Raw genomic sequence first — 17,364 nt, 5'->3', positions numbered from 1 at the left:
AGTGGCATTTCGCACGGTGAAGTGGCGCACGGCAAGCCGATTGGCCAGGGGCCTCGGACAACGAAGGCTTGCGGCATGGTTCTACTTTCGGGCGAATGTTTCTCAGACACTCGCTGTCATACGATGGATCCTCTTTCCAAGGGAGATCGGGAGCCCTTCAATGCAAGTTCGCTCGACAATAACGCGTGAGGATCTTGCCGAGATCATCGAGATCGAAGGCGAAGGCGAGTATATCTACGAACACGATTTGCAGGTAACAGAGCACGATGGTTATGTTGTCGTTCTGCTCGAGAAATTGCGGGGTGTAGTCAAGTCGCACGATAACCCAGGAAACCTCGTCGGTGATGGCCTGAGAGGGCGCGTCGAACTCTATATCCTCCATGCCAAAAGTGAATTCCGTAGCCTTAAGCTCCGGATAGTTTCCCAGGCTGGCGCTGCATTCCGACTTACCATCGGGAACTTCAGGAAGACTGCCACGGATTTACAGAAGGAATTGCCCTGCAAGCTCTGCAAGGCCGCTTGCAAGCTCACCCTATCGGTAATTCTGGTTAGCCTGGGGATTCCGTATTTGAGTCCCGAAGGGGCCGATGCCGGCATGGACCTAACCACGTTTCAGGACCAGATACGTCCAATCCTGGAAGATCCTCAGGCAGTGGCATATCGCGCTGTCGCCGAGTTGCTTACTCAGACTGGTCTTCTTGGCGCGCTCCGGGTTGCGCTGGAACTCGTCGGCTGGATTTGGGATATCGAAGAGCGCTTCTATACCTTCGCCTGCTCGAAGCGGGTTGCTGTCCCTAGGCGAGCTGTGGGCTAGTCATCACGAAGGAGATTGATCAGTTGGCGATGTTCCATGACACTCGGCTTCAGTTCAAACAAATGCAGCCGTCACGGCAGCCCCGGACGGAGCGTGAGCAGGTTGCCCGGCGGTGGATGCGCCTCAGAGCGAGCGAGTTGGCGCGGCCTACGAGGAGGCGACCCTTTCTCGATCGGAGTCGAATCCCTTGGGAGCGCTTTCCGCAGTCGTCGAGTAGAAACGACGCTTGGATTAACTACTTGGCATCGTCGTAAGCGCGACGGTATTCCTGGATGGTGTGCAGATTATCACGAACCCAAAAGTTGAACCCTTCAAGGGCGCGCAAGGCCCCGCCTCCCATCTCGGTCAACTCATATTCAACACGCGGCGGCACTTCAGGAAAATAATGGCGCACAACGAGGCCGCTACGCTCCAGATTGCGCAGCGTAAGCGTCAACATCCGCTGGGTGACGCCATCAACCTCTTTCTTAAGGGCTGAGAAACGGAGCCGATGCTCCTTCGCGAGCGAAAGGCGCCAAAGGACTTGAACAGTCCATTTGTCGCCCAGCAGCGTGCACACCCCGTTTCCTTGGATCGGTCTGAACAGACCATTATCCTCAGATCCTTGCAGCGCATCGGCATGGAAATGTTTGTCCAAGGGTATCATCCTTGTGCCTGATGCTGAAAAATGTGCCGTCTTCCGGCGATTTTCCATTCGTATATATGGATGACCCTTGTTGTTCAACGCGAGGGTTTTCAATGACCAATGGCAAACAGCCAATTTTTGTTTTCGGCGCCACCGGACGACAGGGAGGATCTGTCGCCAAAGCCTTATTGAAGGTGGGATGGCCTGTTCGCGCGCTCGTTTTAAATTCTACTGATGCCGCGTCTTTAGAACTGGGGATTGCAGGCGTGGAGCTTGTCCAGGGCGCCTTCGAAGACACGGACGTGATCCGCACAGCTATGAAAGACACCTATGGTGTTTTCAGCGTACTGCCGGCCAATTTGGCGGCAGAAGACGAAGTCCGCTACGGTATCTCAATTGCTGATCTGGCAGCCGAAATCGGCGTCGAACATCTCGTTTATTCTTCAGGCGCCAGCGTTGGGGATGAACTGACAGGGGTCGCGCGTTTCGACGCCAAGCCTCGCATCGAAAGGCACGTTCGAGAACTCGCCATCACCGCGACCATCATCCGGCCGATGATCTTCATGGAGATGCTCGTACGACCTGGTTTCGGTTTGGATGAAGGACGGTTGGTATCCCTGATCAGACCGGATCATTCTATCCAGCTTACCGCCGTGGAGGACATCGGCAAATTTGTTGCTGCGGTGTTTGCTGACAAGACCCGCTTCGGCGGCATGACCTTGAAGATCGCAAGCGACCGCGTGACGGGGCACGAGCTTGAAGCCGCCCTTACCGAAGGCGCCGGTCGCCCAATCTCCTACGCACGCTTTCCCGATGACGTTCTCGCGGCGAATGCGGACCTCGCACACATGGCGAAGAGCTTGGAAGATGGCCCGCTTGCAGAATGTGTCGATTTGAACGCCATGCGTGAGATCAACCCAGAGCTACTCACTTTCCGATCTTGGCTTGCCGGGAACGGACGCAGGGCACTCGATGAAGCCTTGAGAACAACCAATACGCTGGCGTAACTCCGACTTTAATCACCCGGGTTCTGATAGCGCGCGAGCAGGAAAGCACCAACACTCGCTGTTCCTGATGGCTCTGGTAGGGCGAAGCCGCACTGCGACCTAGCCGATTTCGGCTATCGCAGCTTCCTAGCCGGAAATGTCCGGCATTAGGTAGCCAAAACCACCAGACCTAAGATGGCATCGCGACTACCCTGTTTCCGGGGGAGAACGGAGCCTCGAATGAGTGTAGCGTACGAGTTGGAGTAGAAGCGGGCCGCCTTGACTGACAGGCTGCAGCAGATTGAAGGGAGCGGGTCGACATTCAGGAACTCATGAATGCGGTGGACCGCGTCATCCTGAGCTATGAGCCTGACTACCAGGCGTCAGCGCTGCCACGGCGATGAGTGAAGAGATCGATCAAGATCTGCGATGACCGCCAATAGCGCGAAGCGAAAGCGGCTCCTTGGCAGCTTCCGGCCCAGAGCGACAATGAGGTTTGGTGGACGATATCACTCCGGGAATGGTGCTCAATCTCAAAACGTGAGAGCATGTCTGTAGTAGCGACAAAGTGCGCGACGCAGCCAAAGTCTAGCTTTGCGAGCCGCGAAGGGACGGTGGCGTGGAGCATTCTGGCTGGGGCGTAGTATGAGATCATTTATCCTGGCCGCAGGGCTTTCCTTGTTCCTTCTCGCAGCCTGTTCTCACACCGTGCGAACATTCAAGCAAACACCGTCATATTCGCCCGCGCAGCCGACAAGCACGCGGCTGACACAAGCTGTCCAAAGGCTTGGTGATCCTAGGGACGGTCGCTCCGGGGTCAGGCTGATCGGCAACGGAGAAGAAGCGCTGGCGGCGCGCTTGGCGCTTGCAGCGGCCGCCGAACAGACGATCGATGCGCAGTATTACCTTCTGCACAATGATCCTACCGGAAAAATCTTTGCGTGGAGCTTGCTGCAAGCCGCGGATCGGGGTGTGCGGGTGCGGCTATTGCTCGATGACATGGACACTAAGGGCTATGACGCCGTGACTGCGGCTCTAGACTCGCATAAAAACATCGAAATCCGGCTCTTTAACCCGTTCTGGCGGGATCAGAGCCTTGTCGCGGCCGTCCTCACCGACTTCAAGCGGATCAACCGCCGGATGCACAACAAGTCGATGACCGCCGATAATGCCATGTCGATCGTCGGTGGCCGCAATATCGGCGATGAGTATTTCCTGGCCAAGAGGGAATTGAACTATTCGGATCTCGATGCGCTGGTTGCTGGACCCGTTGTCGATGAAGTCTCGACAAACTTTGATGAGTACTGGAACAGCAAGTTTGCAGTGCCTGCGCGCGCCGTCGTTGGCGAACCAGAGGGGTTCAGTCTCGACGAAGCGCGCGATCGCCTTGACGAGATCATCGGGGATGCCCGAGAGACGGAATATGCCAGCGTGGTGCGTGCGGCCGCGAAGCAGAATCTAACGCCATCGACGCTGAAGCTCGCGTGGGTTCCCGCCAAAATGTACTCGGACCCCCCTTCAAAAGCGGCCGGTGAAGACAACGAAGAAGAGATTCTTGCCTCTCAACTGTCAAAGTATTTCGCCGATGCGACATCAAAGATTGAGATCATCTCTGCATATTTCGTGCCAGGCAAACGCGGCACAGAGTGGTTGCGGGAACTTGAGGCGCGGGGCGTCGAGGTGTTGGTTGTAACCAATTCGCTGGCATCGAACGACGTGAAACCAGTCTATGCGCATTATGCAAAGGACCGGCGGGCTCTTCTGGAAGGTGGAGTCCACCTCTACGAACTTCGGCCTGACGCAGATCAAGAAGCGCGGCGCGGCGTCAATTGGGGTGAATCGCGATCGGGTCTGCATGCCAAGGCGTTTACCATCGACGATCGTTACCTGTTCGTCGGCTCGTTCAACTGGGACCCGCGGTCGGTGAATATCAATACGGAGATGGGCATTCTGATCGACTCGCCTGAATTTACCAGGAAGACGTCGAATGCCCTAAGAGGCGTTTTAAGAGAAGAAACCTTTGCCGTAAGGCTGAACAAGGACAAGCGGATCTCGTGGACGGAGACCGAGCCGGACGGGACGCAGCGGATCTATTATCATGAGCCGACGGGTTCGCCTTGGGATCAATTCGTGGCGGGATTTTATGCGATTCTCCCTATCGGCTCGCAGCTCTGAGGTTTTCGCGACGCGGGCGCGCCTAGCGTTGGCAGGGGCCAAACCGTCCTAAGAAAATCTGGGGCTCCTATTCCGCTTTGGCCGGAGAGCCGCCGACCATCGAGTCTCGCTGTTGAGAGGAATCGAACCGAGGATCGGCACCTTCGGATGGCTTAAACAGGATCGCGATTGCGAATCTGTATCGTACGATGATACATATTGATTGACTTTCACCAGTATCACCATATGATACAAGCATGAAGAGCGGGACGTGATCAGGTCATTTAAGGATGCCAAAACCGACACTGTTGCGCGCGGCAAAGCCCCAAAAGGCTTTCCTTCAGACATCGTCAGGTCAGCCGTTCGTAAATTGACGATCCTGAACAGCGCTGCTGCTCTGGACGACCTGCGTTCCCCTCCGGGAAATCGACTTGAAGCCCTTAAGGGCGATAGGGAAGGCCAACATTCGATCCGGATCAATGATCAGTGGCGCATATGTTTTGTATGGACAGATGCCGGTATCGAAGGCGTCGAAATAGTTGACTACCGTTGATGGCCAATCGTGGCACACAGGAGCTTGAGATGACCCATATCCTTCCTCCGGTCCATCCGGGCGAAATCCTCCGCGAGGAGTACCTACTTCCGCTGAACATGAGCGCCGGTTCACTGGCGAAAAAGCTCAATGTCCCTCGCACTCGCATCGAGCGCATAGCGGCGGAGCAAACACCGATAACGACGGACACCGCTCTGCGTCTCGCCAAGTATTTCCGCACAACGCCGGAATTTTGGATGAACATGCAGACCAGCTTCAACCTCAAGACAGAGGAAATAGCGCTTCATGGCGAACTGGAGTTGATCCCGGAAATCGATAGAGCAGCATAGCCGGCCCCTGCCCCAGCACGGCATATTCCACTCGATACATTATGCGATCTGGCCGTTCGTTCGGTCCGGTTGTGCTGACTTTGATCTCGGCGAGTGTTCGCCGTCCAAGCAAAACATATGAAGGGCCCGCTTCGCCCGCTCCGGCAGCGCCTCCATCCTTGTGCGGCCTTCACAGTTGCTCTTCCAACAGGTACCCGTCCTCGCGCGTGTCAATCGTTTGCGGCACGACCCACGAGGACAGGTCGCCGAGGGTAGATCCTTCCGTGACGTTTCTGCCGCGAGCGCCTGGTGGACGGCAGGTCCGTACGATCCGAAATAGAGCGAGGTGAGGACCGGCGAAAGGCTTTGACGGCCCATGTATCATCAACCCGCGGGTTGGCCTTTCGAGCCCATTGCCGGATCGTCTGGCGTCCTGGCGAGAAGCCAGATGGATGCGTGTGGCGCTTCCTCTGTTATCCGCAAGCTTAACGGCTGGTTGGCGCACGACCATAGAGCAGGAGCATGAGTATGATCATCACGCCGTAGATGATCTGGCGCCCGGCCTCTGGCATCTGCGTGACGGAGAGGATTGACTGCAGGAGTGTGATGAGGATGACGCCGGCGACAGTGCCGAGATAGGATCCCCGGCCGCCCAGGATCGAGGTTCCGCCAAGAACAACAGCCGCTATGGCAGGAAGCAGATAGGCATCGCCCATCGATTGCGAGGCCTTGGAAGCATAGCCTGCCAGCAGGACGCCGCCGAAGGCCGAGAGCCCGCCCGAGGCGGCGAAGGCGATCATCACGATGCGGCGGGTATTGATCCCTGAAAGATAGGCCGCCCGTTCGCGATTGCCTATGCCGTAGACGGCCCGCCCGAAGCCCGTCCGGCGCAGCAGGAAGACCATCGCCGTGCCGACCAGCCCCCAGATGAAGACGACATTCGGGATGCCGGGCATCAAGGCGCCGGTGGAGAGATAGCGCATGGCCGCGGTGGCGGAATCCTGCGGCGAGAACCCGCCTGTGTAGACCACCATCACCCCTTGAGCGACGGCATTCGTCGCCAGCGTCACGATCATCGAGGGTATGCGCAGATATGCCACCCCGACGCCGTTGACGAGCCCGATGCCGATCCCGCAAAGGATTCCGAAAGGGATGGCAAGAGCAGTGCCGACCGGACCGTAGGCGGCAGCCGCGCAGGCCATCATGGCGCCCGTTGCAACGGTCCACGGTACGGAAAGGTCGATCTGCCCGAGCAGGATGACAAGCATCATGCCGGTGGCGATGATGCCGAGGAAGGATGCCACCTTCAATTGCTGCAGCAGATACTCCGGTGACAGGAAGCTGCGCGAATAGAAGCTGCCAAGGACAAGCAGCAGCAGGATGCAGCCGAACGCGGTGACCACCGCCGGATCGAGTTTGCGCAGGAAGTTCGGCTTGCGTCCGTTTACGTGCGTCATCGCCGTCTCGCTCACAGGAACCACTCCAATCTATTGCGCACCCGGAAAAGGGCCAGAGCGCCGAGGCTGATGGCCGCAAGCAGGATCAGCCCCTGGAAAAGCGGTTGCCAGAGCGGGTCGAGATCGAAAACGAACAAAAGGTCGCCGATCGTGCGGAACGCCAGCGCACCAAAGACGGCACCGATGGCGCTGCCCTTGCCGCCGAACAGCGAAACGCCCCCCAGCACCACTGCGGCAATCGAGAACAGCGTGTAGGCGTTACCGCTGGCGAAAGCCGCGTCACCGGTATACGTGAAAAAAGTGAGAAACAGCCCGCCGAGGGCGGCCACCAGGCCCGAAAGCGTATAGGCAAGCAGCTTGCCGCGCCGGATCGGCATGCCAGACATGTAGGCCGCCGTTTCGGAAGAACCGACGGCATAGGCCGCCCGGCCATAGACCGACCGGCTGAAGGGCACCCATATCAGCACAACCACCGCCGCGAGTGCCGCGAGGCTCGCCGGGACGACTCCGAATATCCGTCCCGTCAAGGCATCCGCCAGACCCTCGTTAACGGAACCTCCCGGAAAAGGTCGCAGCAACAGGGCGACACCGAAATAGATCGCCCCCGTCGCAATCGTCGCCACGATCGGCTGCAGCCGCCCATATATGACGATGGCTCCATTGATCGCGCCGCACACAGCCCCGACGGCCAGGACGATAACGACGCCGAAGGTCGTTTCGAGCGGCGAGCCCACGACCAACCATGAGGCCAGGCAGTTGGTGAGAAGGAAGATCATGCCGACGGAGAGGTCAATGCCCGCGGTTATCACCACCATGGTTTGGGCCATCGCGACAAAGGCGAGCAGCACCCCCTTGTTGGCAGCCGTCTGAATAACGTTGGCTGTGAAACCAGCCGGATGGTTCGCCGTGTAGATGATGAACATCACCACGAAGATCGCAACCGCAGTCAGCGTGCCCCGGTGCTCGGCCAGTCGATACTGCCAGTCGTTCATTGCACGGGCTCCTGATGGAATGGTTCTGCGGACGGGATGTTAAGCGCGCTCGCGATCAGGGCGCGCTCCGTTATCTCAGCTCCCACCAGTTCCCGCTTCACCGCCCCGTCATAAAGCACGAGGACCCGGTCGCAGCAGCCGATGAGCTCGGCATAGTCGGTCGAATAGAACAGGATGCCCGCGCCCGCGTCAGCCAGGCGCCGCAAGAGCAGATAGATCTCCTGCTTGGTTCCAACGTCGATGCCGCGTGTCGGATCGTTGAGGAGGACGATGCGTGGCTGCCGCATCAGCCATTTCGCGATGACGACCTTCTGCTGGTTGCCGCCCGAAAGGGCGCCGACGGGCGCGTCAATATTCCCCGCCTTGATGGCGAGCAGCGTCATCATCTGATTGATGGCGCTCTCCTCTTTCGCGCTGTCGATGATCCCGCCGCGCGTCAGCCGGTCGAGCGACGCAAGCGAGAGATTGTCGCGCACCGTCATCGGCAGCATCAGCCCCTCGGTCTTACGGTCCTCCGGGATGAGCGCCATGCCGATACCGTGCCGGCGCGCCTGCGCGGGGCTGCTGATGCTGATCGGGCTGCCGTCGACGAGGACCGTGCCGCGCAGCCCGCGCAGGACCCCGAACAGCGCTAGAAGGAGATCACGCTGCCCCTGCCCGTCCAACCCGCCAAGACCGACGATTTCGCCCGAGCGGAGCGAAAACGAGATGTCGTGGAGCCGGTCCGCCCAGGACAGATTTCGTGTTTCAAGCACTGGCGCAGTTTGTGCAAGCCGGCCCGGCTTAGGAGGGTAGACGCTGTGATACTCACGGCCGATCATCATCTCGATGACTTCGCCGTCACTCTTGGAGCCCGCCGCGTAGCTCGCGACCTTGCTGCCGTTGCGAAACACCGTGCAGTCGTCCGCAAGTTCCGCAATCTCGTTCATTCGATGCGAGATGTAGACAAGCGCCAGCCCTTCCGCACGCAATCGCTTCAGCACTGCAAAAACCTTCGAAACGTCGGCCGCAGTCAGCGCCGATGTCGCCTCGTCGAGGATGAGGATGCGCGGCTTGCGGGCCAGCGCTTGGCAATCTCGACGATCTGCTTGCGCGACAGCGGCAGATCCTTGACCAGAGCCAGAGGATGGATGTCGACGCACCGGCGCGCGCCAGCGCCTCCTCTGCCAGGCGCCTCTGGGCCTTGCGGTCGATCATGCCGAACCGCGTCGGCGGATTGGAAATGACGATATTGTCGGCAACGCTGAGTTCTGGGATCAACGACAACTCCTGGAAGACGCAGGCGATCCCGGCGGCGTTGGCGGCAGCCGGCGAAGCGAATGTCACCGGCTGTCCGTCGAGCGTCATCTGGCCCTCGTCCGCAGCCACGACGCCGGCCATGATCTTGATGAGCGTCGACTTTCCGGCGCCGTTCTCGCCGAGTACGGCGTGGATGGCCCCTGCCCTGACCGACAGCGCGGCATTTTCAAGCGCGCGAACCCCACCATAGCGCTTCGATATCCCCTCCATGCAAAAGAGCGGTCCGCCATTTTCCATTGCGCTCTCCGGGAAACCGTTACGGACGACGGGCACCGCACGGCTGGCTGTGCGATGCCCGTTCCTGATCGACCTACTGGTTTTCCTTGCTCTGCTTCATGATCTCCTGGGCGGAGAAATTGATCCCGCAGGTAGGGAAGGAATTACCGACGAAGAAATTGTCGGATTCGGACTGGAAGTAATCCTGGCCCTCCTTGAAATTCGGATCTTCGACAATGGCCAACGGCAACTTGACCGACTGCGGCACCACCTGTCCCTCGAGCGCGGCGATCGCCGTCTTGATAGCAACGGCCACCTGTGCGGGTCCGGTTCCAGCCGACGAGCATTTCAGGCCGTCGGCGGCATGTGCTGCACAGAACTTGCGAAACCCGTTTTCGGTTTCGCCGCCAAACGGCACGAACGGATGTTTGGCGTCGATCATCGCCTGGACGATGCCGGTATCGCCGCCCTGACCGGTAATGCCGTCAAAGGGACCGCTGGTGGCGATCGCATCCGCCGTCACCTTCTGGGCCACCCCGTCATCCCACTTTCCCATGACCTCGACGACCTCGAAGTTCTTGCCCGACGCCTGGAGTTTCTCATGGATCCCATCGTGCCGGTCGGTGTCGACCGAAGTTCCGGCCACACCGCGCACCTCGAGTACCTTGCCGCCATTCGGCAGATGTTTGACGAGCCATTGGCCCCACAGTCCGCCGAGCCCCTTCTGGTCGACGTTCACGTTGATCGCGTCCTCGGTGTCAAGGGTGTTGTCGAAGGCAACCAGCACCACGCCGGCTTCCTTCGCCCGCTTGATGACGGGCGCGAATGCCGTCGGGTTCTGGGCGTTGACGACGATGGCGTCATAGCCGGAATCGATAAAGTTGTTGATCGCCGAGATTTGGGCGGGCACGTCCTCACCCGTCGATACGACCTTGAACTCCTTCAGCTTGGCCGCGACGTCGGGCTGAGCGGCATAGGCCTTGGCTGTCTGCACCATCTGGATACGCCAGGTGTTGGCAATGTAGCCGTTCGCAAGAGCGATGCGGTATGGGCCGTCCTTTTTCGGAAACTTGAAGAATTTGGTGTCTGCCGACCAGGGCGCGAAACATTCCGGCTCCGCCGCGGGCCCTGAAACCACTTCCGGCTCTGCGTAGGCGGCCGATCCCAACATGAAAAAGGCAGTGGCAGCAACGATGCCGCCAGCGAGTGACTTCACCATCGACATTTCCTCCCATTGGCGCGCCACTGATTTTGTTCTCCGGTTCGAGAGGGAACTCCTTCCCCCGGAACGGCACGAACTTCTCTGGCACCGGCACGCTGGATGCCTGCTTTCACCATTGACGAGGCGCTCTGGTCTCCTCCCGAAAACACCGCTGTCTCTTAATTAGGTAGCGCTACCACAAAAAATTGTAAAGTAACATTTGCGGATTACCGAGAACCGAACTTCCCAATTTTCAAGTGAAATTCGGCAACGGTCGATACCGATGCAGGAAGGCTATTCCCTTCCGTGATGATAGCGCTATCATGCGATCAGCGGTCAGAGTGCGATCGTTGCCGCATGAGGGTACCCATGGCCGAGGATTTCGAGATCGTAGACCAGCGCTTTGCCAGCCTGGTCAACCACAGCGCCCGAGTGGAACAGCTGTATACGGGGTGTCGCTGGGCCGAAGGGCCGGCCTATTTCGCCGCCGGGCGCTATCTAGTCTGGTCGGATATCCCCAATGACCGGATGCTGCGTTATGACGAAACCGACGGGCATGTGAGCATCTTTCGCCAACCGTCGAACTTCGCGAACGGCAATACCACCGACCGGCATGGCCGTCTGGTAACCTGTGAGCACGGTGGCCGCCGTGTCAGCCGCACCGAACATGACGGGAGCATCACCACCGTCGCCGATCGCTGGAACGGCAAGCGGCTCAACTCGCCGAACGACGTCGTCGTGCGATCAGACGGGTCGATCTGGTTCACCGATCCCGCCTACGGCATCGAGTCCGATTACGAGGGCCACAAGGCCGAAAGCGAAATCGGCGCCTGCCACGTCTATCGTGTCGACCCGGCGACGGGCGCGGTTGCGGCCGTCATTACCGACATGGTGCGGCCGAATGGCCTCGCCTTTTCGCTTGACGAAAAAAAGCTCTACGTCGTCGACACCGGCCGGACGCACGGGCCCGACCTTCCTGCGCATATGCGCGTCTTCGATGTGAACGAGGCGGGCGCGGTTTCGGGCGGGCGGGTCCTTGCCGATTGCACCGTAGGCCTCTTTGACGGGTTCCGCCTGGACGACGAAGGGCGGATCTGGACAAGCGCCCGCGACGGCATCCATTGCTACCACCCGGACGGCACCTTGCTCGGCAAGGTGAGAGTGCCGGAAAACACCGCCAATTGCGTGTTCGGCGGGCCTAAGCGAAACATCCTCTACATCTGCGCGACCAGTTCGCTTTATGCCGTTCGGCTGATGGTCAACGGCGCAAGACTCGACTGAGGCAGGAGGCCAGCCATGCCGTTCGTGCGGATCACCATCGTGCGCGAGACCCTCGCCGACGATCCTGCGGCCAAGAAGGCGGCAATCAGCAGCCAGGTCACTGCGGCGATTGCCGAGGCAACCGGATTGTCCGAGCGCGAAATCTCCGTCGTCTTCGATGAGGTGGACGCAAGGAACTGGTATGTCGGCCGCACCGATGTCGGGACCCTGCGCTCACGCAGCCAGCAGGAGTCGACGTGAAGGACGACATCACTTCCAAAGACCAGGGCCGGAAGGCAAGCCGACGCGGCAGTGGGAGGCCAACCATAGCCGACGTCGCAAAGCTGGCAGGGGTCGCCGCGATTACCGTGTCGCGCGCGCTACGCGATCCGTCGCTGGTTTCGGCCGAACTGCGCGCGGAGATCGATACGGCGGTGATCCAGCTCGGCTATGCGCCCGACCCCAATGCGCGCGCGCTCGCCTCCTCCCGAGCCGACGTGATCGGTGTTCTCGTGCCGTCACTGACAAACATCGTCTTCGCCGACACGGTGAGAGGCATCTATGACGAGCTCGGCGACGGTCCGTTGCAGATACAGATGGGCAATACCCACTATTCGCCCCGGGAAGAGGAACGGCTGATCCGGATGTTTTTGAGCCAGCGGCCATCGGCGCTGATCGTGTCTGGCATCGACCAGACCGAAACGACCCGCAAACTGCTCGAGAGCGCGGATTGCCCTATCGTGCAGATCATGGAGTATGGCGACGATCCGGTCGATATGCTGGTCGGGTTCTCCCACTTCGATGGCGGCAAGGCGGCGACCAACCATCTGATCGAGGCTGGATATCGCCGTATAGGCTTCATCGGCGCGCGAATGGATCCTCGCTCGCAGCGTCGCCTCGCCGGTTACCGCTCGGCTCTGGAGACCGCTCAGCTCTTTGATCCCAAGCTGGTAACCACCACGCTGACGCCTTCACGCGTATCGCTCGGCGGGCCGCTCCTGGCCGATGCACTTGCCAAGGTCGCCGATCTTGACGCGGTCTTCTGCAACAATGATGACCTTGCCATGGGCGTGCTGTTCGAATGCCAGCGGGCGGGCATCGCCGTGCCGCACAGCATGGCAATCTGCGGCTTCAACGATCTCGACATGATGCACGTCGCCTATCCGTCGCTCACCAGCGTACGCACGCCGCGCTATGAAATCGGCCGCCGCTCGGTGCAGATGGTGTTGGATCGACTTGCCGGCCGGCCAATTGAATCGCCGATCGTCGACTTGGGCTTCGAGCTTCAGGTTCGCGAAAGTACGGCGCGATGAAACGGCACATTCTCAAGGATCGGCCGCAGCGCACAATCCAGATGATACATTATGCAATTTTCGAGGCACATAGCGGCAACATCGGCTGCGCGGAGACCTCTCGCTGCCACTAGCAGGCTGTTGAAGAAGTCCCTGGTTGGCCTTTAGAATGGCCTCGTCGCCATTGTCGTAAGCGAACACGATCTCGATTGCGCCATCGTCTGGAAACTCGGAGTGGCCGTCACCAGTGACTTCGTCCATTTCTTCAATTCCAGACCATGTGAAGGAAACCGCAGATTGGCCGTAGCCGAGATTGAGCGTCGCATGTTCGCCACTACGCGGGGTTCGAGTAACGGCTGTCCAACAGCATCTATCATCGGAGTGGTCTTCCATTCTCATCCACATTGAGATAAGAAGCAGACCAATAGCAGGCTCTTCCTGCGTGCGGGCGTACAGTCGCTCCCTCCAAATTCCCCCATTCGACTTTGCTCCGGTGCTATGTTTGCGACCGCAAACACTCGCGCGCCGGTTACCTCTCAACACGACATTGATGGAGGATAATCGTGCCCTCACGAATTCTCTTGCATATTCTTGCTCTCGCCGTCTTTTTCGTCGGAGCGACCGAGTTCATGCTGTCTGCCATGCTTGCGCCACTCGCACAGGCTTTCGACATAACGCCCGCACACGCATCCTGGCTCGTGTCCAGTTACGCGTTGTCCTATGCTATCGCGGCTCCAATCTTCGGATTTCTGTCTGATCGCATGGACCGTCGCCGTCTCCTTTTAGTCTCCCTTGTCCTTTTCGCAGTTGATGGCCTAGCGTTGACGATTGCTCCAAGTTTTGGCGCAGCCATCGCGCTGCGGGTGTTTGGGGGGGTGGCATCGGCGGCGCTCATTCCGACAGCCTTCGCGTTGGTGTCTGATATCGTCCCGGCTCACCGGCAATCTGCGGCCATGGGAGCCGTCATGATCGGCATGACCTTCGGAATAGTAGCTGGTCCGGTGTTTGCCGGCATCCTGACGGACGCCTTCGACTGGCGCGCACCCTTTCATGTTACCGCGACTGGATGCCTAGTGGCCTTCATCATCGCGCAGCGTGTGATCCCCTCTCAACCGTCCCGCCGTCCAGCAAAAAAGCCGAAGCGGCTTGCCTGGATTGTTCGAGGAAGTATCACTCGTCCGCTATTGGCAAAAGGTCTATGGAACGGAACGGCAGTGGCTGGTTTCCTTCTTGCCGGCGAAGTGCTTCGACTACGTCATGGCCTAAGTGTTGGCGCAGTCGGAGTTTCGGTGTCGGCGTTCGGCTTCGGGCTTGCAATTGGTAATCTCGGTATTGGCCCCGTCAGCCGCCTTTGCCGAAAAGACGACGTGACGCTCGTGGTGGCCCTCGCACTTCTTGTTTTGGCGATCAGCACATTCATGCTCGCGCCACTTCCCTTAGCAGGAGGGCTTGTCTGTCTTGTCATCTGGGGATTTGCACTTGGCCTCGCCGCGCCAGCGAGCACGTCCATGCTCGCCACCCGCAGCGACGCTGACAAAGGTCAGGTTCTGGCGGTTTCCGAAAGCCTCAACAATCTGGCTATCCTGGCTGTTTTGCCCATCGCGGCAACGCAGCTGGAAGTGGCTGGCACCGCTAGCGCCATGATCGTTCTCGGTGTCAGTTTGGCAGCTTCACTTGCCCTGACCATCGTCGACCGGCGGCTTTTGCGGCCGCAAGAATCCTAAAGCTTGTTACGTTGCAAGAGTTAGGCGTTAAAGTCGCGTGAACTTCTGTGAGCGCTTTTCATCACATTTTCTTCGGCTTCTCTCTTCATGGCTAGCATAGGAATCGTGCCCGCGTGGGTAGCTTTCCACGTTGGCGGCTCCCGCTTGGTGGGGGTGGTGTGTTGCTTCATTCAGCGTGGCGAGCTTGTTGCTTACGCCGCTCGCCGGCCATCTGGTCGATCATCACGACCGTGGCACCATGACGGTGGTCGGACAGACAATCTGGCTCAGCGCCTGACCGTTCTCGCCCCTGCCAGGTTTTTTGCAGAGCCTTTTGTCCCCAGCCCTTCTTGTCGCATCCGGCGTTCTGCGAGCCTTCGGCTTGATGGCGGACTGATATGTTTCAGCGACCAGAGAACCCACGCAGCTTGCGCTCAAAACCTGCAAATTCCTGCACAAGCGCGTCGCGCACCTTCAGTAGCGACGCGGCGATCGCCTCCAAGGTTGGATGACCTTCAATCAGCTCGCCGATCCGTGCCGCATAGGTGCGCCGCGTCGTCGGCCGATGCGGCCATCCGCATCCACCACGCACACACTCGAGTATTCCAATGATACGTCGATGCCGGCATACTGCTTCATGGTCGTCTCTCCGTGCTGCTATGGAGCAGGCCACTCATGACTCCGCGAACCATCACTGTGAGGGACGACCACCGGCCCTTCAAACCTGGCGGGCCGGGTTCCGCCCGTTACATCATCTTTTTGGCCCAGAACATGAACATCCTCGCAACAAGCCGTGCACGGCGCTAGTGAAGAACGGCTTCCTTCAACCGCTGTGGACTTTGGCGCCGGACGCGATCTAGGGCTCGATTTTAGCCCGAAGCGGACTGTCAATTCGCTGCGCGGGGACGGCAGGTTTGCGCCCCCATAACTGTCATTTTGAGTACGTACTTGATTACTTGAAAGCGGTCGCTATCCGCTGAAATCGCCTTCAACCTGTACGGTCGGCCTAAGTCGCCCATCCGCCAAGCTCGGCTGCGACAGCGGTAAAATGGCTCGGTAACTGAAGCAGGACGGGCCGGATAACGGCCTCCTGCTGGCAGGCGGCGCGGACACCACCGCGATCGATCGCGAGCGGCCAGAGCAACCCGAGGAATGCAGCGACATGACGATCCGCAACGGCCTTGTCCGCTTCTGACGATCAGAAGGGACAAGCCGCCGTCCAGCGGTACTATTTCAACGGCAGGAACAGCTCCGCGACCGTCTCATGCTCCGGCACCTCGGGGAAGAAGGCGAGGCGTTGGCAGTAGAGAGGGAAATCCCTTGCTTCCTCGCCGCTGGCAGGCAGCCAGTCGCGATAGAGATAGAGAGCTGCTGGCTCCAGATTGTCGGTATTGCCGACGACGCGCAGCACAGCGCAGCGCCCGCCGGGGATAAAACCCGCCGCCACCCCCACGTCATTCTGTCCTATCGGGAAATCGATGCCCGCACACAGGTCCATCCGATATTCGGCCGAGGATTCGGGCCGCCGCTCAGAACGGAAGACGTTGAAGATTGGGCTGGTCTTTGGGGATGATAGGCCAGCGGCCTTTCGCCAGGCGATGAACCGCTGGATGGTATCGCCGATCGTGGCGGGGTCGCCCCGATGCTCCATGATCGCCACCGGCGTCGGGACCACATCGCGGATCGTCACATCTTCATGGCTATAAGTCTTCTGCATAAGCTTGCTCCTAGCGTTGTCGAGAGGCCCGAAGGCCGCATGCCACGACTCCCATTCGGGAGACTTTCGGAACGACGAAGGCGATTGTCCGAACCGTTGCCGAAAGGCGCGGGCGAAAGCATCCGGTGCGTCGTAACCGGCATCCATCGCTATGTCCGTGACGCTTTGGGCGTGTCTGTAGGCCAGCCGGTACGAAGCGCGCTTCATGCGGGCCAGTTGGACATAGCGATGCACGGACAACCCGAAGGTGGACGTGAACTGCCGGTGGAAATGGTATTTCGAGAACGCCGCGACGCCGCTCAACGCTTCCAAACCCAGATCGTCGTCCAGATGCTGGTCTATGTGGTCCAGCACCCGCTGCATTCGGGCATGGTAGTTTTCAAGTGCCGCCTTCATCGTCTCTTCCTCTGTGGCGACACCAGCTAGGCCCTTCCGGATATGTCGCGCTCGACCGATCTTGCGATTTGGCCTGGATCAACAGGTGCCTGCCAGCGCCGGCTTACAGGCAAGCCCGATCTACGGTTGAACGGCAGAATATGGGTCGGTTGCCGAACGGCGGCGATCCGATGACGTTGCCCCATAGCAGACTTTCCGCTTCCGTGAAGAGTTTCGGGCGCCGCGAGGCGTACGAAAGTCCCCGAGGAAGGAACCCGCGGGCCACAGTCGAAGGCTATGGAGATTTCAGTCTGCGGCTCATGTGCGCGGTACCAGGATCGCAGTCAGGGAGTGGGATGATAGATGGCGGGCAGGTCGCTTCTTTGCGCGCCCGCGTTGCTTTCCGGGCCTG

At 59.4% G+C, this 17,364-nt stretch carries 15 protein-coding genes and 1 pseudogene; 9 read left to right on the top strand and 7 right to left on the bottom strand.

Annotated features, from left to right (window positions below):
* Window positions 1–160 precede the first annotated feature (160 nt).
* The gene (locus tag BKP54_RS33090; protein WP_084815610.1) at window positions 161–814 is read left to right on the top strand and encodes a hypothetical protein; all 654 of its coding nucleotides are present in this window, start codon (window positions 161–163) and stop codon (window positions 812–814) included.
* 235 nt (window positions 815–1,049) lie between these two features.
* On the opposite strand, the gene BKP54_RS33085 is transcribed toward BKP54_RS33090, so the two are convergent.
* Window positions 1,050–1,460: a helix-turn-helix domain-containing protein gene (locus BKP54_RS33085; RefSeq protein WP_041692952.1), complete on the bottom strand. Its 411-nt coding sequence runs from the start codon at window positions 1,458–1,460 to the stop codon at window positions 1,050–1,052.
* Window positions 1,461–1,552: 92 nt separating this feature from the next.
* Between BKP54_RS33085 and BKP54_RS33080 the strand changes: the two genes are divergently transcribed.
* The 4 genes from BKP54_RS33080 to BKP54_RS33060 all read left to right on the top strand — a co-directional run bounded on the left by BKP54_RS33080 (window position 1,553) and on the right by BKP54_RS33060 (window position 5,461).
* Complete coding sequence (locus tag BKP54_RS33080; protein WP_084815609.1) at window positions 1,553–2,446, top strand: NmrA/HSCARG family protein; 894 nt, start codon at window positions 1,553–1,555, stop codon at window positions 2,444–2,446.
* Window positions 2,447–3,070: 624 nt separating this feature from the next.
* The gene (locus BKP54_RS33070; protein ID WP_084815607.1) at window positions 3,071–4,600 is read left to right on the top strand and encodes a phospholipase D family protein; all 1,530 of its coding nucleotides are present in this window, start codon (window positions 3,071–3,073) and stop codon (window positions 4,598–4,600) included.
* 250 nt (window positions 4,601–4,850) lie between these two features.
* Complete coding sequence (locus tag BKP54_RS33065; RefSeq protein WP_084815606.1) at window positions 4,851–5,132, top strand: type II toxin-antitoxin system RelE/ParE family toxin; 282 nt, start codon at window positions 4,851–4,853, stop codon at window positions 5,130–5,132.
* Window positions 5,133–5,161: 29 nt separating this feature from the next.
* Window positions 5,162–5,461 carry a HigA family addiction module antitoxin gene (locus tag BKP54_RS33060; protein WP_025430848.1) on the top strand — a complete coding sequence of 100 codons (300 nt, stop codon included), beginning with the start codon at window positions 5,162–5,164 and terminating at the stop codon, window positions 5,459–5,461.
* A 464-nt stretch (window positions 5,462–5,925) separates the two neighbouring features.
* On the opposite strand, the gene BKP54_RS33055 is transcribed toward BKP54_RS33060, so the two are convergent.
* The 4 genes and pseudogenes from BKP54_RS33055 to BKP54_RS33040 form a co-directional block, all read right to left on the bottom strand.
* On the bottom strand, window positions 5,926–6,912 hold the full coding sequence (locus BKP54_RS33055) for an ABC transporter permease (RefSeq protein WP_084815605.1): 987 nt from the start codon (window positions 6,910–6,912) through the stop codon (window positions 5,926–5,928).
* Entirely contained in the window at window positions 6,909–7,889 is a 981-nt protein-coding gene (locus tag BKP54_RS33050; RefSeq protein ID WP_025430850.1) for an ABC transporter permease, read from the bottom strand. Before BKP54_RS33050 ends, BKP54_RS33055 begins: the two co-directional genes overlap by 4 nt.
* Window positions 7,886–9,425 (bottom strand): annotated as a pseudogene (locus BKP54_RS33045) (sugar ABC transporter ATP-binding protein). The gene BKP54_RS33050 and the pseudogene BKP54_RS33045 overlap by 4 nt, the downstream one beginning before the upstream one ends.
* A gap of 73 nt (window positions 9,426–9,498) precedes the next feature.
* Entirely contained in the window at window positions 9,499–10,623 is a 1,125-nt protein-coding gene (locus BKP54_RS33040) for a sugar ABC transporter substrate-binding protein (protein ID WP_025430852.1), read from the bottom strand.
* 351 nt (window positions 10,624–10,974) lie between these two features.
* Here BKP54_RS33040 and BKP54_RS33035 point away from each other — a divergent pair, with 351 nt between their 5' ends.
* Genes BKP54_RS33035 through BKP54_RS33025 form a run of 3 tightly spaced genes read left to right on the top strand, consistent with a single transcriptional unit; the run spans window position 10,975 to window position 13,178 of the window.
* Window positions 10,975–11,886 (top strand): SMP-30/gluconolactonase/LRE family protein, encoded by a 912-nt coding sequence (locus BKP54_RS33035; protein ID WP_084815604.1) that lies wholly within the window; start codon window positions 10,975–10,977, stop codon window positions 11,884–11,886.
* A gap of 15 nt (window positions 11,887–11,901) precedes the next feature.
* Window positions 11,902–12,126 (top strand): tautomerase family protein, encoded by a 225-nt coding sequence (locus BKP54_RS33030; RefSeq protein WP_084815603.1) that lies wholly within the window; start codon window positions 11,902–11,904, stop codon window positions 12,124–12,126.
* Window positions 12,123–13,178: a LacI family DNA-binding transcriptional regulator gene (locus BKP54_RS33025; protein ID WP_245318005.1), complete on the top strand. Its 1,056-nt coding sequence runs from the start codon at window positions 12,123–12,125 to the stop codon at window positions 13,176–13,178. Before BKP54_RS33030 ends, BKP54_RS33025 begins: the two co-directional genes overlap by 4 nt.
* 12 nt (window positions 13,179–13,190) lie before the next feature.
* Here the strand turns inward: BKP54_RS33025 and BKP54_RS36230 are convergent, their stop codons facing one another.
* Window positions 13,191–13,550, bottom strand: coding sequence for a hypothetical protein (locus BKP54_RS36230; RefSeq protein WP_198956906.1), 360 nt, complete (start codon window positions 13,548–13,550; stop codon window positions 13,191–13,193).
* A gap of 170 nt (window positions 13,551–13,720) precedes the next feature.
* On the opposite strand from BKP54_RS36230, the gene BKP54_RS33015 reads away from it, so the two are divergent.
* Complete coding sequence (locus tag BKP54_RS33015; RefSeq protein WP_084815602.1) at window positions 13,721–14,881, top strand: MFS transporter; 1,161 nt, start codon at window positions 13,721–13,723, stop codon at window positions 14,879–14,881.
* Between the two features lie 1,207 nt (window positions 14,882–16,088).
* Here BKP54_RS33015 and BKP54_RS33005 read toward each other — a convergent pair.
* Window positions 16,089–16,973, bottom strand: a complete 885-nt coding sequence (locus BKP54_RS33005; RefSeq protein ID WP_084815600.1) for an AraC family transcriptional regulator — start codon at window positions 16,971–16,973, stop codon at window positions 16,089–16,091.
* Window positions 16,974–17,364 lie beyond the last annotated feature (391 nt).

Source organism: Ensifer sp. 1H6, assembly GCF_001976035.1.
Classification (GTDB): Bacteria; Pseudomonadota; Alphaproteobacteria; order Rhizobiales; family Rhizobiaceae; genus Ensifer; species Ensifer canadensis.
This window is presented reverse-complemented; position numbering and strand designations above follow the sequence as displayed.